Source organism: Paraburkholderia sp. GAS206C, from assembly GCF_050435645.1.
Taxonomy (GTDB): domain Bacteria; phylum Pseudomonadota; class Gammaproteobacteria; order Burkholderiales; family Burkholderiaceae; genus Paraburkholderia; species Paraburkholderia phenazinium_B.
The window spans coordinates 440355-457991 of sequence record NZ_JBNDKR010000008.1 but is presented as its reverse complement, the minus strand read 5'-3'; the positions used below and the strand labels follow the sequence as shown (position 1 = coordinate 457991).

The window sequence follows — 17637 nt, the reverse complement described above, 5'->3', positions numbered from 1 at the left end:
GTCATTGTTCCATGTTTTGCGATGCGGTGTGTAAGGCTGCAGCTTTATAACCGTGAGCGCTGGTCCGCGGCACCGCAATGCGCCGGCTATTTCGGCCACTCGTCCATGGCGTCGTTAAAGAGTTCGGCGACGACACTACGCAGCCAACTCGCACGCGGGTCGTTATGAAACTTGCGATGCCAGTGCTGCTTCAGATCGAAGCGCGGCAGTTCGAGCGGCGGTTCGACGAGCATGATGGAGGCATGTTCGGAGACGTACGCAAAGCCGATTGCATGCGGCACTGTGGCGATCAGGTCGGTGCGCGCGAGAATGAACGGCAAGCTCATGAAATGCGAAGTTTCGAGCACCGCGCGGCGCCGGATGCGTTTTTTCTCGAGGAATTGCTCGAGGACTTCCTGACTGCGTCCTTCGGCACGCACGACAGCATGTCCACATCCGATGAACTGCGACAGCGTCAACGGTTCGCGCGCGAGCGGATGATCGCTGCGCATCAGACAAATGAAGCGATGCGTGAAGAGGCGTTGCTGAAAGAAGTTGTTCCCTGAGAGGTCCGGGAAGTAGCCGACCGCCAGATCCACGTCGCCTGATTCGAGACCGCGCTCGATTTGCGAAGGCGGCAGTGAGACCGAGCGGAGATTCGCGCGTGGTGCGCGTTCGGCGAACATTTGCAGCAGACGCGGCAGAAAGACGATTTCGCCGACGTCGGAGAGAGCGATCGAAAACGTCTGGGTGGTAGTGGACGGCTCGAAGTCCTGCGCGTCCAGCATGCCTTGCTCGATGCGCAGCAGTGCCTCGCGCGCCGCGGGAATCAGCGCGAGAGCACGCGGCGTCGGTTCCATGCCGCGCGAAGTGCGCACGAACAGTTGATCGCCGAAATACTCGCGCAGCCGGCCAAGCGCCGTACTTACGCGTGGCTGGCTGACGCCCAGACGCTCCGCGGCGCGGCTCACGTTGCGGGTTTCCTCCATCGCAACGAGGTAGGGGATCAGGTTGAGGTCTAGTTCGGGCATGCCGGCAGCGCAAGGGAGTATCGGTTTAACGCATATACCTTACTCCTTAAATCGCGCTGGCGGATATTGGGGAAAGCGCCGAAGGGGCCGTTTGCCACTCGCGTAGCGCATGCCTTACCTCGTCGACGACGGCATCCCATTCTCCCAACCGACGTTGCCGGAACAGGCGCATTGATGGATACCAGGGGCTATCTGTTCTGTCCGTCAGCCAGCGCCAGTCCGCGCAGGCGGGTATAAGCGTCCACACGGGCAAGCCCGCGGCTCCGGCAAGGTGGGCAACGGAGGTGTCTACCGTAATGAGCAGATCGAGCGTTTGAAGTATCGCGAGCGTATCGGTGAAGTCTTCGATTGCGGGGCCTAACGTGTGCACGTCGAAGTCATTGCCGAGACGTTCGCTCTCGCGTTCGCGCTCGCCTTTCTGCACGGAATACCATCTGACCTGCGGGAGGTTGAAGAGCGGCTTTAGCGCCTCGATCCGGATAGACCGGTAACGGTCGAGAGCGTGGGTCGCGCTGCCTGCCCACACCACGGCGATATGTTTGCCTCCTTCGCTCATCTTTCGCGATGACAGGGCATCAATGTAGCCCTGCCAATAGCGAAACTTGTGAGGCGTCGTGGTGAGATACGGCATCGCAACGGGGAGCATGGGCAAGCTGAGTTTCATGCGCTCTGGAATCCTTAGCATATGACTCCAGTAGTCGTAAGGTCCGGGAGGTACGGTAGTCCATACGGTTCGCACGTTCGTCATGCTGGCGGCTAGCCTTGCTATGGGCTCGCTTACCAGCACGTCGACGATTGCTCGTTGTTGATGCAACCATTCAGCAAACCGGATGAACTGGATTTCATCGCCACGTCCTTGTTCACCAACCAGCAGGAATAGACGTCCCGCAACCGATTCACCCTGCCATTCAGGAAACGGTGGACGGACCAATTCTTTCTCCCGGCCGGGGATTTTGTAGAACCATCCGTATCGCTGCCAGCCTTCTTCGAACTCGCCCAATCCAAGTTGCACACCGGCCAGTTGAAATTGCATATATGGGTTATCCGGCATAAGCCGCGCAGCCTCCATACTGTGTGGCCGGCTTGCGGCGAGGTCACCCTGCATGCCGAGTGCGCGCGCTGCGTTGTGGTGCAGTAAGGGATGGCGTGGATCGATGGCGAGTCCCTGTGTCGCAACGCTGTATGCGTCGCTGAAATGATCGTTGGTGTTCAATACGAACGACAGCGATTTGAGCGCCTCGGCGTCGCGGGCAAAGCGGGTTCGGATCTGCGCGGTCGCCAAGTCGAGCTGACTGGTACGGTTTGTCTTTGCCAGTGCTGCAATCAGATCAAGGCCGTCCTGCAGGCAGGATGCATCGAGCGTCCATGCGCGCAACCAGTAATCGGCGGCGTCATCGATGTGGCCGATTTGCGCGCTGATTCGGGCCAAGGCACGAATTGCATGATTCAACGCTGGCTCGATTTCAAGGGACTTTTTGTAGTGGGTGATTGCCTCGCTAAAGCGGCCGGACAACCGCAGGCTGTCAGCGAGGTTCCTGTGAAGGCTGGCGGTGCTGCCGCCCAATGCGATCGCGCGACGATAGAACGCGTCGGCGCAAACGATGTCTCCCTGCAACGCCGCGAGCAGGCCGGCGTGCTCCCACAGATCGGCGCGGTCAGGGGCGACTTGCAGCGCCTGTTCAAGATAGCCGAGCGCCTGGTTCATGTCGTTCGCATGCACGCAGGCGAGTCCCATCAGATGCAGCGCATGCACATGGCGCGGGCTGATGGCGAGCACTTTGCGGTAACCATTCATCGCCTCGGTGAAACGCCGCGCGGCAAAGTCAGTGTCGGCGAGTGCGACAAGCGCCTCCACGTCCAGGGTTGCGTCGACGTCGTTGTTAGGCGGATGGTTGAGCTGCAAGATATTTTGTCTCTATGATGAATTGTGGTTCGATCTGGCTCATTCAATTTGGTTAGTTAAGAATCCTGATGAAGTGAGATACGTGAGATACGGATCGTGTGTCCTGAATCACTTACCCCAACCGTCAGGAACTCAAAACCACGTGGACATCGAAGATCGCCAGATCAAGATATTGAATATCCTGAGCAGGTTAAACAAGCGGGGACTTCTTTTCTTTCGTCAGAATTTTTACCGGGCGGGTGGGATAAAAGCGGATCATGGATAGCCCCGCCTTGACAAGCGCAAGCAGCAGCTTTCATAATGCGCCAATGCGTTCGCTAAACGAATCAGTGTTCGTATATCGAACAAATTCGCGAACAAACCGCGTGTTGATCGAATCCGGTCGGCGCGCCATGACCAGGACGTGGAGACCGTCCCGCAAACCGTTCCGCGTGGTTCGCCAGAGCAGGCGTGCCGTGACGGCGCGAGCGGCACGGTACGGCGCGTCCCTTAGGGAATTCGACATGATCAACAAGATTTTCGAGTCACTTCAGTCGGCGGTCGCCGATGTGCACGACGGCGCGACCGTCATGATCGGCGGTTTCGGCACGGCCGGTATGCCGTCCGAGCTGATCGACGCGCTGATCGAGCAAGGCGCGCGCGAACTCACCATCGTCAACAACAATGCCGGCAACGGCGACATCGGCCTGGCCGCATTGCTGAAGGCCAGGCGCGTGCGCAAGATCATCTGCTCGTTCCCGCGCCAGACCGATTCCTATGTGTTCGACGCGCTCTACCGCGCCGGTGAGATCGAACTCGAACTCGTGCCGCAGGGCAATCTCGCCGAGCGTATTCGCGCAGCAGGTGCGGGTATCGGCGGCTTCTTCACTCCGACCGCGTACGGCACGAAACTCGCGGAGGGCAAGGAAACGCGCCTGATCGACGGCAAGCATTACGTGCTCGAGTCGCCGCTGCATGCGGATTTCGCGCTGATCAAGGCTTTCAAGGGCGACCGCTGGGGCAATCTGGTGTATCGCAAGACGGCGCGTAACTTCGGCCCGATCATGGCGAGCGCGGCGAAAACTGCGGTTGTGCAGGTGTCGAAAGTGGTGCCGCTCGGCGAACTCGATCCGGAAGTGATCGTCACCCCCGGCATTTTCGTGCAACGCGTGATCGAAGTGCCGCAAGCCACGCATGAAGCAGAGCTCGCATCCGCGACCGCAGCCTGAGGAGACCCGACATGAAAAAACTGACCCGCGATGAAATGGCGAAGCGCGTCGCTCAGGACATCCCTGAAGGCGCGTATGTGAACCTCGGTATCGGCGTGCCGACGCTGGTGGCCAACCACCTCGCTGCAGACAAGGAAATTTTCCTGCACAGCGAAAACGGTCTGCTCGGCATGGGCCCTGCACCGGCACCCGGCAAGGAAGATGACGAACTGATCAACGCCGGCAAGCAACACGTCACGTTGCTGACGGGCGGTGCGTACTTCCACCATTCGGACTCGTTCGCGATGATGCGCGGCGGCCACCTGGATTTCTGCGTGCTCGGCGCATTCCAGGTATCGTCCAAGGGCGACCTCGCGAACTGGCACACCGGCGCGCCGGATGCGATTCCGGCAGTCGGCGGCGCGATGGATCTGGCCATCGGCGCCAAGCAGGTGTACGTGATGATGGAGCACCTGACCAAGCAGGGCGAAAGCAAGATCGCTGCCGAGTGCACCTATCCGGTCACAGGCGTGGCCTGCGTGGATCGCATCTACACCGACCTGGCGATGATCGACGTCACCGCAGACGGCCTCGTGGTGCGCGAGATTTTCTCGGACATCGATTTCGACGCGCTGCACAAACTGACCGGCGTGCCGCTGATCGACGGCACCCAGGCGGCACGCGCTGCGTGACCTCGGCGCGGCATTGGCGACAATGGTGTAACTTGTCTGGCGTGTCCATTGTTTCCGAAGGCCGCGCGTGCTCCGCTTGCGCGTAGATTCGGACGCTCGGACGATATCCTCTCTCCGTTTTTTCAATTCACCATGCTCGAAGCCAGCGCCCGTCTGACCGGTCTCATCTGCGGCACGCAGCCAATGAACGATGTCTGGTCGCCCCGCGCCACGCTGCAAAGAATGCTCGATGTCGAAGCGGCGCTCGCGCGGGCCTCGGCGCAGCACAACGTCATTCCGCAATCGGCGGTGGCCGCGATCGAAGCGGCTTGCCAGGCTGATCAACTGGATGCCGACGCGCTCGCACGCGACGCGGCGCTCGGCGGCAATCTGGCCATTCCGCTCGTCAAGCAACTGACTGCGCGCGTGAAGGCGGCGGACGCGGAAGCGTCGAAATACGTCCACTGGGGCGCGACGAGCCAGGACATCATCGATACCGCGACCGTCCTGCAACTGCGCGACACCTTCGATCTGCTTGGCCCGCATCTGCAATCTACCTGCGCAGCGCTCGCTGTGCTTGCCCGCACCCATCGCGCGACGCCGATGATCGGCCGGACCTGGTTGCAGCAGGCTTTGCCGATTACGCTGGGTCTGAAATTCGCGCAGTGGCTCGATACGTTACTGCGTCATCAAGAACGGCTCGATGCGTTGCGCCCTCGCGTGCTGGCACTGCAATTCGGCGGCGCGGCCGGCACGCTTGCGAGTCTGCGCGACGCAGCGCCGGAAGTAACGCAAGCGTTAGGCAAAGAGCTGGACCTGAGCGTGCCCGCGGTGCCGTGGCATACGCAGCGCGACCGTATCGCCGAAACGGCCTCATGGCTCGGCATGCTGATCGGCACGCTTGGCAAGATTGCTCGCGACATCTCGCTGCAGATGCAAACCGAACTCGGCGAACTGGCCGAACCGGCCGCGGCGGGCAAGGGCGGTTCGTCGACGATGCCGCATAAACGCAATCCCGTCGGCTGCGCGGCCGTGCTCACCGCCTCGACGCGCGCGCCGGGGCTCGTCGCTACCGTGCTTGCAGGCATGGTGCAGGAACACGAGCGTGCCCTCGGCGGCTGGCAGGCAGAGTGGGACGCACTGCCCGATCTCGCGCGGCTCGCAGGTGGGGCGCTTGCCAACATAGAACAGATCGTGAGCGGTCTCGACGTCAACGTCGAACGGCTCGCGAGCAATCTCGAAGTCACGCATGGTCTGATCCTCGGCGAATCGGTGATGCTTGCGCTGGGCGACCGCATCGGTCGGCTCGACGCGCATCATCTGGTAGAGCGGGCTTCGAAAACAGCGGTGCAATCGGGGAAGACGCTCTTCGACGTGCTCGCCGCCGATGCCGCTGTCATCGAACATCTTCCGGTCGAGCAACTGCAACGCCTGCTCGATCCGGCTCAATACGTCGGCCAGGCACACGCCTATGTAGACGCCGTGCTGGCTCTTCACAGCGAGCGCGCTGGCCGCGCACCTTCCCAGGAGTAACGGAATGCCCTACGCCGCAGTCAACGGCATCGAGCTTCATTATCGGATCGACGGCGACCGTCATGGTCACGCGCCGTGGATCGTGCTGTCGAATTCGCTTGGCAGCGATATGTCGATGTGGGCGCCGCAAGTCGCCGCGCTATCGAAGACGTTTCGCGTGTTGCGCTACGACACGCGCGGCCACGGTCATTCGGAAGCGCCGAAGGGGTCGTACACGATCGAACAGTTGACGGGCGACGTGATCGGCCTGATGGATACGCTGAAGATCGCCAAGGCGAATTTTTGCGGCCTCTCGATGGGCGGGCTGACCGGCGTCGGCCTCGCGGCCCGTCACGCGAACCGCTTCGAACGCGTCGTGCTGTGCAATACGGCAGCGCGCATCGGTTCGCCGGAAGTCTGGGTGCCGCGTGCCGAACGGGCACGCAAGGAAGGGATGCTGGCGCTTTCCGAAGCGGTTTTGCCGCGCTGGTTCACCGCCGAGTTCATCGCACGCGAACCGCTGATCTTCTCCGTGATCCGCGATGTTTTCGTTCACACGGACAAGGAAGGCTACGCCAGCAATTGCGAAGCGATCGATGCCACCGACCTGCGTCCCGAAGCGCCTGGTATCAAGCTGCCTGTGCTGGTGATTTCCGGCACGCATGATCTGGCCGCGACGCCTGCGCAAGGCAAGGAGCTCGCAGCGTCGATTCCTGGCGCGCGCTATGTCGAGCTCGACTCCTCGCATATCTCCAACATCGAGCAGGCTGACGCCTTTACGAAGACCATCCTCGACTTCCTCACGGAGCAGCAATGAACGACGACGAACGTTACGAAGCCGGAATGAACGTGCGCCGCGCCGTGCTGGGCGACGCGCACGTAGAGCGGTCTTTGGCCAACCGCACCGAACTCACCGAGGAATTCCAGAACTTCATCACGCGTTATGCATGGGGCGAGATCTGGACGCGCGAAGGTTTGCCGCGTCATACCCGCAGCCTCGTGACGATCGCGTTGATGGTTTCGCTCAATCGCAGCGAAGAACTCGCGCTGCATCTGCGCGCCGCGAAGAACAACGGCGTGACCCGCGACGAGATCAAGGAAGTGCTGCTGCAGACCGCAATCTATTGCGGCGTGCCCGCGGCTAACTCGGCGTTTCATCTGGCCGACAAGCTGTTCCGCGAGGAAGACGGGGCAAAGGCATAAGCGCCAGCCCTGGTCAGCCCTATACCGAAGCTTTTTCGCTCTCTGTGCCGGCCACCTCGGCCGGCACTTCTGCCAACACCGCTCGCAGTACCGTCTCCTTGATGACCTCGCGCCAATGCGCGAGTGCCTCCTTGTCCATCAGCGACTCGCCCAGAAACGCGCCAAGCGTGTACTGATTGGCGTTATAAAAATACCCTAACGACGCGATCATGATATACACATCACGCGCCGCGATGCTGTGGCGAAACACACCCTTGTCCTTGCCCGCATCCAGCACTTTCTGGACCACAGAAATCGCGTAGCCGGAAATCTCACGCAGCTTGGACGATTTCTTCGAGTGCTTGCCCTGATGCAGATTCTCGCTGGACAGCAGCGTGACGAACTCGGGGTGATCGAGGTAGTACTGCCAGACAAATTCGACCATCTGTTGCAGGCCATGCACGGGATTGTCCAGATCCAGGTCGAGCCGGCTTTCGGCTTCATTGAACTGCGAGTAGATCGTCTCGAGCACTTCGACGAATAGTTGCTCCTTGCTGCCGAAGTAGTAGTAAATCATCCGGTCGTGCGAGCGCGCTGCTTTTGAAATGCTTTCGACCCGGCCGCTTGCATAGCCTTGCTTCGCGAATACCTTGATGGCTGCTTTCAGGATCTTTGCGCGCGTATCCTGGGCCTGCTTCGCGCGGATGCCGGTAGCGCCCGTCTTGCGGGCGGCAGTTGGACTCATGGGCGGCCTCGGTTCTCTCTGGTGATGGTTCTGATGCATCTACTCACAAAACTAGGCACAAAACTGCGGGCCAGCGGTTTCCGCCGCCGGCCGTTGTCATCATACCGCCCGGATGCAAACGGGCAAGCACGTCATTAATCGAACACTGGCGACTCCACACCCAGCACCTTGTGCAGTTTAGTGCTGGTTGTTGTGTACTGCATATGAATCTTCTTGTCCGGGAAAATATAGGGCGCAGCACCGAATGCTGCCAGCGCGGCTTCATGGAATCCCGAGAGAATCAGCTTCTTTTTGCCGGGGTAGGTGTTGATATCTCCAACCGCAAAGATGCCCGGCACATTGGTTTCGAACTTCTCCGTATCGACGCCTACCTGTTTGCGTTCAATATCCAGTCCCCACTGGGCGATCGGCCCAAGCTGCGGGGAGAGTCCGAAGAACACCAGCAGATGATCGAGTTCGAGCGTGCGCGTGACGCCGTCACCGCCCGCCACCTTGATGCGATGAAGCGCTTCATGATTGTCTTCGAAACCGCTCACCTGGCCGACCAGACATTGCATGCGAAGATCGTCGCAGAGCGCGCGCATTTTTGCTACTGATGCGGGCGCCGCGCGGAAGTCATCGCGCCGGTGCACGAGGATCACGCTTTGCGCGACGTCCACGAGATTGAGTGCCCAGTCCAGCGCGGAATCGCCGCCGCCGCAGATCACAATGTCCTTGTCGCGGAACAGTTCGGGATCGCGCACGCGGTAGAACAGTTGCCGCCCGTGGTATTTGTCGATGCCTGCGACTTTCAGCGTGCGTGGCTGGAACGAGCCCACCCCCGCTGCAATAAAGATGGTTTTAGTCACGAACTCGGTGCCTTTGCTGGTGCGCACGAAGAAGCGCCGGTCTTCCAGACGCTCGACGATCTGCACTTCCTGCCCGAGGTGAAACGTTGCGCCGAACGGTTCGATCTGCTTCAACAGATTGTCGGCGAGCTCCTGACCGGTGCAGATAGGCACCGCAGGAATGTCGTAAATCGGTTTATCCGGGTACAACTCGACGCACTGGCCGCCTAGTACCGGCAGCGAATCGATGACATGCGCCTTGATTTCAAGCAGCCCCAGTTCGAACACCTGGAAGAGGCCGACCGGCCCTGCACCGACGATCAATGCGTCGGTTTCGATGGGCGATGGCGGTTCGGCATGGGTGTCCTGCGTATCGTGAGAGGCGGGGTGGTCAACAACTTCGTTCATGGGTTTCTCCTGCGATCGGTTGAGGGAAAAACAACGGGGGAACGAGGAGCCGGATACGCACGCCGGGGAGGCTGCGGTGCGGCGAAATCAGGGTGCTGAACGGCGGCGGCGCGGAACGCATGGGACGCGGCATGGCACACCTCAGCGCTCGAGCAGATGCAATTTTTCCGTGACGTCTTTCCATGCATCGGCCTCGGGCAACGGGTCTTCACGCTTGCTTAGCACCGGGAACACGCCGGTCAACTCGGCGTTCAGCGCGGTGAACGTCTGCTGTGCTGCAGGCAGATCTTCTTCGGCGTAAATTGCATTGACGGGGCACTCGGCTACGCAGACCGCGCAGTCGATGCATTCGTCCGGGTCGATCACCAGCATGTTCGGTCCGGCGTGGAAGCAGTCCACCGGGCAGACGTCTACGCAGTCGGTATAACGGCAGCGGATGCAGGCTTCTGTCACGACATGTGTCACGGCGAAACTCCTTCTGCATAGGGTCGCGGCGCAGGCAATGGCGCGCCGCAACATGACCAACGACCAGGGAAAAGACGTTGCGCAGTCTATTTTGATCGAGTAGATTTCTATCAAGTTTGATGTAGTGCATACTACACGAACGGTTAGTGACCGCAACATTTTTCAAAATGCATGCCGGTGCGGGTCACACGAATATGCCTTGAAACAAGGGCTATTTCGTCAACCGGGCAGGGCCGATTGTAATGTCGTCGTATGGGAACCCCAACATGACCGAACATACGAAGGTCGATTTCGGTGCAGACCGTGTGGATGGCGAAACCGCTTCCACGCCCGGTCCCACCGTGCTCGAAAAAGCGGCGCCCCGCAGCGAGCGGATGGCGGGCAACAAGATCGAATGCAATGCGTGTCCCGTGCTGTGCCAGATCTCCGAAGGCCGCACCGGAGCGTGCGACCGCTATGCAAATGCGGACGGGCGGTTGATCCGCGTTGATCCGGTGGTGTTCATGGCGCCGTCGCTTGCGTCCGGCAAGCCCACGGACGAAGCAGCGGTGATCGAATTTGGTGCATCTGCCGGCGTGAACGGAGCTTCGCCGGCGGCACTCCAGGCTCAGGAGCAGGCGCTGTTTGTAACCGGCGTAGGCGCGTCGTCTACCTATCCTGACTACAAGCCGGCGCCCTTCATCGTTTCTTCAAAGCTCGACGACGTCGACATGGTGACGGTCGTCACCGAGGGCATCTTCAGCTACTGCAGTTTCAAGGTAAAAATCGATACCGACCGTTTTCTCGGCCCCGAGCAATCGAATGTGCGTTGCCAGGGCGAGATCGTCGGCCACGTGACCACGGCCGAATACGGTTCGCAGATGCTGAGCCTCGGCGGCGTCCACCATCTGACCGGCGGCAGCAAGAAAGAGGGCCGCGTGACCTGCGAGATGATGCTCGAACTCGGCAACAAGCAGCCGGTGGAGCTGACCATCGACGGCGGCGCGAGTCTCGTGATTCGCGCCGGCGCGGCGCCGATCGTGGATGGCGTCGAAGAGCAGCGCATGCGTGTGGGTTGCGGCTCGGCCACCATCGGCATATTTGCCAAGCAGTGGTTCGGACATGTCGACGAAGTAGTGGTGGTCGACGATCACATTACCGGCGTGCTAACCGAGCATCAGGCGGGGCGATGCCTCGGCATGACGCGTTCAGGTCTGAAGATTCGCGGCCGCAAATCGACACCGGGCCGTTATTTCCAGGTGGCAAACCCCGGCACGGGATGGGGCGGCACGGACATCTCGGACCCGCTTGCCATCGTTGAGGGCTTTGATGCCGCTGTAGCGCGGCCCGGGATGCGTTTGTTGATGGTGTCCACCACGGGCGAACATGCGCAGTGGTACGAACTGGATGCGAATCTGGTGCCGCGAGTGATGGAGATGCCCGAAGCGGTTCGTCGGACCGTGGAGCGGATTGGCGAAAACTGCGAGCCATCGCTGGCTACGGTGCTTTTCCTGGGCGGCGCGGGTGGCAGCCTGCGCGCCGGCGCTACTGAGAATCCCGTTCTGCTGACCCGTGCGATCAAACAGCGTCTGGTGAACGTGACCTGCGGCGGGGCGCCTGCGTACGTGTGGCCTGGTGGTGGTATCACCGTCATGGTAGACGTGACACGCATGCCGGACCGTTCGTTCGGTACGGTGCCCACACCCGCTCTCGTGGCGCCGATCGAATTCACCATGAGCTATGACGTTTACCGCGATCTCGGCGGCCACCTCGATGCCGTTCGTTCGCTGGAAAGCGTGCTCGCTCACGGACCAGATCATGTGGAAGGAGCGCCGCTCGGGCGCCGTACCCTCGTGCGCCACCCTGACAACCCTTGGCCACTCGGCACACCGCCGATGCTCGGATGACGCCCATGACCGCAACCCGCGCGCCCCTCGACGCCACACGCTGGCACCTGCATCACGGCCCGATCGATCTGATCATCGGCGCCGATGGTGACGCCGCGGCGGTGCAGGCTGCGCATGAAGCGTGCTGGGCGCGCTTCACGACGATCCTCGACGAACTGGTGGCCGAGTTGCCGAAGTTACGCCAGCCCGTGCCGCAGGATGCGTCGAGCGCGCCATGCGAAGGCGCGGTCGCACGCCGCATGTGGGACGCCTGTTATCCGCACCGGGCCCGCTACATCACGCCGATGGCTGCAGTCGCGGGCAGCGTGGCCGATGAACTGATCGCGGCATTCGCGCGGCCCGGCGTATCGCGGGCGTTCATCAACAACGGTGGCGATATTGCGTTGTATCTTGGCGAGGGCCAACATTACCGGATCGGCGTGTTCACCGATCTGGCTGAATTTGAAGGCGCGAGCCTGGCCAATGGTCCCGATGCCGGCTTGAATGAAGGCCTCAAGCTCGACGCCAACCTGACGCTCGACGCTGCGTCGCCGGTGCGCGGTATTGCAACGAGCGGCTGGCGTGGCCGCAGTTTCAGCCTCGGCATCGCGGATAGCGTGACCGTGCTGGCTCGCAGCGCAGCCGCCGCTGACGCCGCTGCAACGATGATCGCCAACGCGGTCGATCTGAAGCACGCGGATATCGTGCGCCAGCCGGCTTCGTCGCTGAAAGACGATAGCGACCTCGGCGACTTGCTGGTCACCGTCGACGTGCCGCCGTTGCCGCAACCGCTGGTCGATTTCGCGCTCGCCTGCGGTGCGCAGGAAGCGAGACGTCTGCACGAGCAAGGTTTGATCGAAGGCGCCGCGCTGTTTTTGCAGCGGCGTGTGAGTGTCGTCGGCATGACGAGTTTGCATGCGCCGCTGACCGCTGGCAGCGGCTTGCGCGTGACCCATAACACCCAATATCCAACGGAGGCTCCGTGTTCGAAATCCGCCGCGTGCTGACGCACGTCGAAGACATTTTTCACGAGTTCGGACCGCCGCCTGCGCAACCATTGCGCAAGGGCGCGATTGCCGCGGTGATGACGAATCCGTTTGCGGGCCGCTACGAGCCGAAGATCGAGCACGCCATGGAAGCGCTCAAGCCGATCGGCATCGACCTGGCCCAGCGTCTGCTTGCCGCGATGGCCGTCCCGCATGCGGCAATCGAGAGCTACGGCAAGGGAGCAATCGTCGGCGCGGCGGGTGAACTGGAACACGGTGCGCTATGGCACGTGCCGGGCGGCTACGCCATGCGTGAACTGCTGGAGAAGAACGGCGTGCCGACCAACGCGATCGTGCCGTCGACCAAGAAGGTCGGTGCACCCTCCACGGCGCTCGATGTACCGATGACTCATGTGAACGCGAGCTACGTGCGCAGTCATTTCGATGCGATCGAAGTCTGCGTGCCCGGAGCGCCGGCAGCGGACGAAGTGGTCTACATCCTCGTCATGAGCACGGGGCAGCGCGTGCATGCGCGGGTAGGCGGTCTCGCGAAAGAGGCGATTGTCGGCAAGGACGGCCTGCGCTAGGCGACCGCGACGTAGCGTAGTGGCAGACACGTAGACACGGTCAACGCAGGGTCAAGGCAAACCGGGCTCACGCAAACCCGGCGAACCCATACACGGAGAGCGAAATGGCAATCAAGCTTCGCAAGCTGGTAGTTCAGGTAGATGAAACACGCATTGAAATGGGCCAGACGATCGATCCGCCGACGCGTCGCGCGGTGGCCATCGCCGTGATCGAAAACCCCTACGCGGGCCGTTTCGAACCTAAACTCGATGCACTGATCGAGGCGGGTGAAGAACTCGGCGCGCTGCTCGGCAAGAAGTGCGTCGAAGCGCTGGGCATCGAACCAGGCGAGGCGCAAAGTTACGGTAAGGCGGCGATTGTCGGAGAGGCGGGCGAGTTGGAGCACGCTGCGGCGATCCTGCATCCAAAGCTTGGTGCGCCGCTGCGCGTTGCAGTGGAGAAGGGGGCGGCACTGGTGCCGTCGGCGAAGAAAATGGGCACGCTGGGTACTGCCATCGACGTACCGCTTGGCCATAAAGACGCCGCCTTCGTGCGCAGCCATTTCGACGCCATCGAAGCACGCGTTGCCGATGCGCCGCGCGCCAACGAAATCGTCGTGGCGGTTGCGGTGACGGCCTCGGGCCGGCCGCTGCCGCGCATCGGTGGATTGCAGGCGAGCGAAATCAAGGGCGAAGACGGTTTGCGTTGAATAGTTTCGCTGGTACTGTGCTGCCCGTGAGGTGCGTATGAGCGTGCCGCGCATGGGATGGATGGCAAGCCGCTAAGGATTACGATGCTTTCGAATCTGCTGGTACAACTGGTCAACGGACTCGCCGATGCGTCGACGCTGTTTCTCGTCGCCGCGGGCCTGTCGCTGATCTTCGGCGTGACGCGCATCGTCAACTTCGCGCACGGCTCGTTCTATATGTTCGGCATTTATGTCGCGTATACCTTTGCGAGCCGCTTCGGCCACACCGTAGGCGGCTACTGGTTTTCGGTGCTGGCGGCAGCGCTGGTTGTTGCGGTGCTGGGTGCGCTGGTCGAAATGATCGTACTGCGGCGCATCTACCAGGCGCCGGAGCTGTTCCATTTGCTGGCGACCTTCGCGCTGGTGCTGATCTTCCGTGACGCCGCGTTATGGCTGTGGGGTCCGGAAGATCTGTTCGGGCCACGTTCGCCGCATCTGGGAGGTGCCATCAATCTGCTCGGCCACCCACTGCCTACCTACGATATCGCGTTGATCATCATCGGCCCGCTCGTATTGCTGTTGCTCTGGTATGCGCTTACGCGCACGCGCTGGGGCACGCTGGTGCGCGCGGCGACACAGGATCGTGAAATGCTCGGCGCGCTGGGTATCAATCAGGCCTGGCTGTTTACCGGGGTGTTCTTCGTTGGCGCATTTTTAGCAGGCCTCGGCGGCGCGTTGCAAGGGCCGCGCATGTCGGCGAATCTGTCGCTTGACCTCGAGACGATCGGCAATGCATTTGTGGTCGTGGTGGTGGGCGGTATGGGATCCATTCCCGGTGCGTTCGTCGCTGCCTTGCTGATTGCGGAGATCAAGGCGCTGTGTATTGGCATCGGACACGTGTCGATTGGCGGGATCGACTTTTCGCTAAGCCGCTTCACACTGGTTGCGGAATTCGTCGTGATGGCCGTCGTGCTCGTTGTGCGGCCTTGGGGTCTGTTTGGCCGCGCAACTGCCGCGGTGCGCGGCATGGCTGCGCCGGAAGCGCCGCTGCGGCCCGCGGGCAAACGTCTGAAGCGGCTGGCGGTAGCGGTGCTTGCCGTGCTGGTGCTCGCGCCGCTTGCGGCCAAGGCGTTCCCGTATATGCCCATCCTGCTGGTCGAGATCATGATTGCGGTGTTGTTTGCCACTAGCCTGCACTTCATCATGGGACCGGGAGGCATGCACTCGTTCGGGCACGCTGCGTATTTTGGCCTCGGCGCTTATGGGGCTGCATTGTTCCTCAAGGTGCTCAACTTGCCGATGGAAGCAGCGCTCCTGCTTGGGCCATTGCTCGCTCTCGCCGGAGCGCTGGTGTTCGGCTGGTTCTGCGTGCGACTGTCTGGCGTGTACCTCGCCATGCTGACGCTGGCGTTTGCGCAGATCGTGTGGTCAGTCGTGTTTCAGTGGGACGATGTGACGGGTGGCAGCAACGGCGTGCTCGGATTGTGGCCGTCGAACTGGTTGTCCTCGCCGGTTGCGTATTACTACCTGACGCTAGTGTGCGTCGTGATCTGCGTCTGGTTGCTGCGGCGCATGCTGTTCTCACCGCTTGGCTATGCCATGCGAGCTTCGCGCGATTCCGGCTTGCGCGCCGAGGCAATCGGCATTGACGTCAAGCGGGTGCAATGGGCGTCGTTTGTGATTGCATCGGTGTTTTGTGGTCTCGCGGGCTCCCTGTACGCGTTTTCGAAGGGCACGATTTCGCCTGAAGTGATTAGCGTGAGCCGTTCCGTCGACGGACTCGTCATGGTGCTGCTAGGCGGTCTGCAGACCCTCGCCGGGCCGATCGTCGGTGCGGCGGTGTTTACCTGGCTGCAGGATACGGTGGCGCGGCAGACCGACTACTGGCAAGCACTCCTTGGCTTTGCCATCCTGCTGCTGGTGATCGCTTTCCCGCAAGGCATCGTAGGTTTCGTCCGTGAACGCTTCGGCGACGACGATACTGGTACGAAGAATGGTCACGCAGGTGGATCGGCCGACGCGGAGCGGGCTGCCGCCGGGCCAGCATCAACCCCGCCATCGCAGGCCACTGCGATGAAGGAGGGTCTATGAGCCTCCTGCGCGTCTCGGGCTTGTCTAAATCATTCGGTGGCCTTAAAGCGGTCGACGATGTCTCCTTCGATCTCGAAGCCGGTCAACTGCTCGCGCTGCTCGGCCCGAATGGCGCTGGAAAATCGACGTGCTTCAATATGGTCAACGGGCAACTGCGGCCGTCGTCGGGTTCGATCCGCCTCGACGATCACGAACTCGTCGGCATGCGGCCACGCGATATCTGGCGACTCGGCGTGGGCCGCACGTTCCAGATTGCCGCAACCTTCAACTCGATGACCGTGCTCGAAAACGTGCAGATGGCATTGGTGTCTCGCGAACGCAAACTGTTTGGCCTGTGGAAGGCCGCCGGATCGTGGTATGCGGATGAAGCATTCGGCCTGCTCGAGCAGGTAGGCATGGCCGCCGACGCGCATCGCGCCTGCGGTGTGCTGGCCTATGGCGACGTCAAACGCGTCGAACTTGCTATCGCCATGGCGAACCGCCCGAAGCTTCTCCTGATGGACGAGCCGACCGCCGGCATGGCGCCCAAGGAGCGCAACGATCTGATGGCGCTGACCAAGCGCCTGGTCACGGAGCACAAGATCGGCGTGCTGTTCACCGAACACAGCATGGACGTCGTGTTTGCCTACGCTGACCGCATGATCGTGCTCGCGCGCGGCAAGCTGATTGCCGAAGGCAGCGCAGAGACGATCCGCAACGACGCTCGCGTGCAGGAAGTCTATTTCGGCACTGGCAAGACCTTCCAGGCGCATGCGGCGCTGGACGACCATCACGACGACCAAAGCGGTCGCCAAGGGGCCTTGCAATGAGCGAGCCGATGCTGAAAGTCTCCGGCCTCAACGCGTTCTACGGTCGCGCACACATCCTGTTCGACGTTGGCCTCGAAGTCGGGCGCGGCGAGGTAGTGGCGCTGATGGGTCGCAACGGTGCGGGGAAATCGACCACGATGAAGGCGGTGATGGGGCTGTTGCCGCGTCGCCAGGGCGAAGTGCGTTTCCGCGGCACGGACATTGGATCGCTACCGCCGTATCGGATTTCCCGCATGGGAATGGGCTTCGTACCCGAGGACCGTCGCGTGTTCTCCGATCTCACGGTGCTGGAAAACCTCGACACAGGTCGGCAACCGCCGCGCGAAGGCGCGCCGCGGTGGACCCCGGAAAAGCTGTTTCGCCTGTTCCCCAATCTCGGCGAGATGCCAAGACGTCCCGGCGGGCAGATGAGCGGCGGCGAGCAGCAGATGCTGACCGTCTCGCGCACGCTGATGGGCAATCCGTATCTGGTGCTGCTCGACGAACCGTCGGAGGGCGTGGCGCCCGTGATCGTCGAACAGATGGCGAACATGATTCTCGAACTCAAGCGCGAAGGGCTGTCGATTCTGTTGTCCGAACAGAACCTGCACTTCGCCGAGCTGGTCAGCGACCGCGCGTATGTCCTTGAAAAAGGGCAGATCCGCTTTAGCGGCACGATCGGCGAACTCGCGAAGAACGAAACAGTCAGGCGCGCTTACTTGAGCGTCTGATTCCTGCGACG

Annotated in this window: 17 protein-coding genes; 12 read left to right on the top strand and 5 right to left on the bottom strand. The window is 61.5% G+C overall.

Annotated features, from left to right (window positions below; translation table 11 throughout):
* Positions 1–86: 86 nt before the first annotated feature.
* Together P3T20_RS24185 and P3T20_RS24180 are read right to left on the bottom strand one after the other, a co-directional pair.
* Positions 87–1010: a LysR family transcriptional regulator gene (locus tag P3T20_RS24185; protein WP_074267649.1), complete on the bottom strand. Its 924-nt coding sequence runs from the start codon at positions 1008–1010 to the stop codon at positions 87–89.
* 46 nt (positions 1011–1056) lie between these two features.
* Positions 1057–2913 (bottom strand): tetratricopeptide repeat protein, encoded by a 1857-nt coding sequence (locus P3T20_RS24180; protein WP_429288096.1) that lies wholly within the window; start codon positions 2911–2913, stop codon positions 1057–1059.
* Between the two features lie 503 nt (positions 2914–3416).
* On the opposite strand from P3T20_RS24180, the gene P3T20_RS24175 reads away from it, so the two are divergent.
* The 5 genes from P3T20_RS24175 (at position 3417) to pcaC (ending at position 7486) form a co-directional block, all read left to right on the top strand.
* Complete coding sequence (locus P3T20_RS24175) at positions 3417–4121, top strand: 3-oxoacid CoA-transferase subunit A (protein ID WP_074267651.1); 705 nt, start codon at positions 3417–3419, stop codon at positions 4119–4121.
* Between the two features lie 11 nt (positions 4122–4132).
* Positions 4133–4792: a 3-oxoacid CoA-transferase subunit B gene (locus P3T20_RS24170; protein WP_429288095.1), complete on the top strand. Its 660-nt coding sequence runs from the start codon at positions 4133–4135 to the stop codon at positions 4790–4792.
* Positions 4793–4924: 132 nt separating this feature from the next.
* Positions 4925–6304, top strand: a complete 1380-nt coding sequence (locus P3T20_RS24165; RefSeq protein ID WP_429288094.1) for a 3-carboxy-cis,cis-muconate cycloisomerase — start codon at positions 4925–4927, stop codon at positions 6302–6304.
* 4 nt (positions 6305–6308) lie between these two features.
* Complete coding sequence (gene pcaD / locus P3T20_RS24160; protein WP_429288093.1) at positions 6309–7100, top strand: 3-oxoadipate enol-lactonase; 792 nt, start codon at positions 6309–6311, stop codon at positions 7098–7100.
* Entirely contained in the window at positions 7097–7486 is a 390-nt protein-coding gene (pcaC, locus tag P3T20_RS24155) for a 4-carboxymuconolactone decarboxylase (RefSeq protein WP_074267655.1), read from the top strand. The genes pcaD and pcaC overlap by 4 nt, the downstream gene beginning before the upstream one ends.
* Positions 7487–7505: 19 nt before the next feature.
* Here pcaC and P3T20_RS24150 read toward each other — a convergent pair whose 3' ends face one another.
* From P3T20_RS24150 to fdxA, 3 genes are all read right to left on the bottom strand, one after another.
* Positions 7506–8210 (bottom strand): TetR family transcriptional regulator, encoded by a 705-nt coding sequence (locus P3T20_RS24150; protein WP_429288092.1) that lies wholly within the window; start codon positions 8208–8210, stop codon positions 7506–7508.
* 134 nt (positions 8211–8344) lie between these two features.
* Positions 8345–9445, bottom strand: a complete 1101-nt coding sequence (locus tag P3T20_RS24145; protein ID WP_429288091.1) for an NAD(P)/FAD-dependent oxidoreductase — start codon at positions 9443–9445, stop codon at positions 8345–8347.
* Positions 9446–9586: 141 nt separating this feature from the next.
* On the bottom strand, positions 9587–9910 hold the full coding sequence (fdxA, locus tag P3T20_RS24140) for a ferredoxin FdxA (RefSeq protein ID WP_429288090.1): 324 nt from the start codon (positions 9908–9910) through the stop codon (positions 9587–9589).
* Positions 9911–10176: 266 nt separating this feature from the next.
* On the opposite strand from fdxA, the gene P3T20_RS24135 reads away from it, so the two are divergent.
* From P3T20_RS24135 to P3T20_RS24105, 7 genes are all read left to right on the top strand, one after another.
* A complete protein-coding gene (locus P3T20_RS24135; protein WP_429288089.1) occupies positions 10177–11796 on the top strand; it encodes a 6-hydroxynicotinate reductase in 1620 nt (539 codons plus the stop codon).
* Positions 11797–11801: 5 nt separating this feature from the next.
* Complete coding sequence (locus tag P3T20_RS24130; protein WP_074269331.1) at positions 11802–12782, top strand: UPF0280 family protein; 981 nt, start codon at positions 11802–11804, stop codon at positions 12780–12782.
* Entirely contained in the window at positions 12758–13348 is a 591-nt protein-coding gene (locus tag P3T20_RS24125) for an amino acid synthesis family protein (protein WP_074267660.1), read from the top strand. Before P3T20_RS24130 ends, P3T20_RS24125 begins: the two co-directional genes overlap by 25 nt.
* Before the next feature lie 104 nt (positions 13349–13452).
* Positions 13453–14037: an amino acid synthesis family protein gene (locus P3T20_RS24120; RefSeq protein ID WP_074267661.1), complete on the top strand. Its 585-nt coding sequence runs from the start codon at positions 13453–13455 to the stop codon at positions 14035–14037.
* Between the two features lie 84 nt (positions 14038–14121).
* Entirely contained in the window at positions 14122–16107 is a 1986-nt protein-coding gene (locus P3T20_RS24115; RefSeq protein ID WP_074267662.1) for an ABC transporter permease, read from the top strand.
* The gene (locus P3T20_RS24110) at positions 16104–16916 is read left to right on the top strand and encodes an ABC transporter ATP-binding protein (RefSeq protein ID WP_074267663.1); all 813 of its coding nucleotides are present in this window, start codon (positions 16104–16106) and stop codon (positions 16914–16916) included. Before P3T20_RS24115 ends, P3T20_RS24110 begins: the two co-directional genes overlap by 4 nt.
* On the top strand, positions 16913–17626 hold the full coding sequence (locus tag P3T20_RS24105; RefSeq protein WP_074267664.1) for an ABC transporter ATP-binding protein: 714 nt from the start codon (positions 16913–16915) through the stop codon (positions 17624–17626). The genes P3T20_RS24110 and P3T20_RS24105 overlap by 4 nt, the downstream gene beginning before the upstream one ends.
* Positions 17627–17637: the final 11 nt, after the last annotated feature.

Coding starts and splice junctions, on each gene's coding strand:
- P3T20_RS24165 (WP_429288094.1), top strand. CDS start 4,925: ATGCTCGAAGCCAGCGCCCGTCTGACCGGTCTCATCTGCGGCACGCAG.
- P3T20_RS24185 (WP_074267649.1), bottom strand. CDS start 1,010: ATGCCCGAACTAGACCTCAACCTGATCCCCTACCTCGTTGCGATGGAG.
- P3T20_RS24175 (WP_074267651.1), top strand. CDS start 3,417: ATGATCAACAAGATTTTCGAGTCACTTCAGTCGGCGGTCGCCGATGTG.
- P3T20_RS24120 (WP_074267661.1), top strand. CDS start 13,453: ATGGCAATCAAGCTTCGCAAGCTGGTAGTTCAGGTAGATGAAACACGC.
- P3T20_RS24110 (WP_074267663.1), top strand. CDS start 16,104: ATGAGCCTCCTGCGCGTCTCGGGCTTGTCTAAATCATTCGGTGGCCTT.
- P3T20_RS24170 (WP_429288095.1), top strand. CDS start 4,133: ATGAAAAAACTGACCCGCGATGAAATGGCGAAGCGCGTCGCTCAGGAC.
- P3T20_RS24145 (WP_429288091.1), bottom strand. CDS start 9,445: ATGAACGAAGTTGTTGACCACCCCGCCTCTCACGATACGCAGGACACC.
- P3T20_RS24105 (WP_074267664.1), top strand. CDS start 16,913: ATGAGCGAGCCGATGCTGAAAGTCTCCGGCCTCAACGCGTTCTACGGT.
- P3T20_RS24150 (WP_429288092.1), bottom strand. CDS start 8,210: ATGAGTCCAACTGCCGCCCGCAAGACGGGCGCTACCGGCATCCGCGCG.
- P3T20_RS24115 (WP_074267662.1), top strand. CDS start 14,122: ATGCTTTCGAATCTGCTGGTACAACTGGTCAACGGACTCGCCGATGCG.
- P3T20_RS24130 (WP_074269331.1), top strand. CDS start 11,802: ATGACCGCAACCCGCGCGCCCCTCGACGCCACACGCTGGCACCTGCAT.
- P3T20_RS24135 (WP_429288089.1), top strand. CDS start 10,177: ATGACCGAACATACGAAGGTCGATTTCGGTGCAGACCGTGTGGATGGC.
- pcaC (WP_074267655.1), top strand. CDS start 7,097: ATGAACGACGACGAACGTTACGAAGCCGGAATGAACGTGCGCCGCGCC.
- pcaD (WP_429288093.1), top strand. CDS start 6,309: ATGCCCTACGCCGCAGTCAACGGCATCGAGCTTCATTATCGGATCGAC.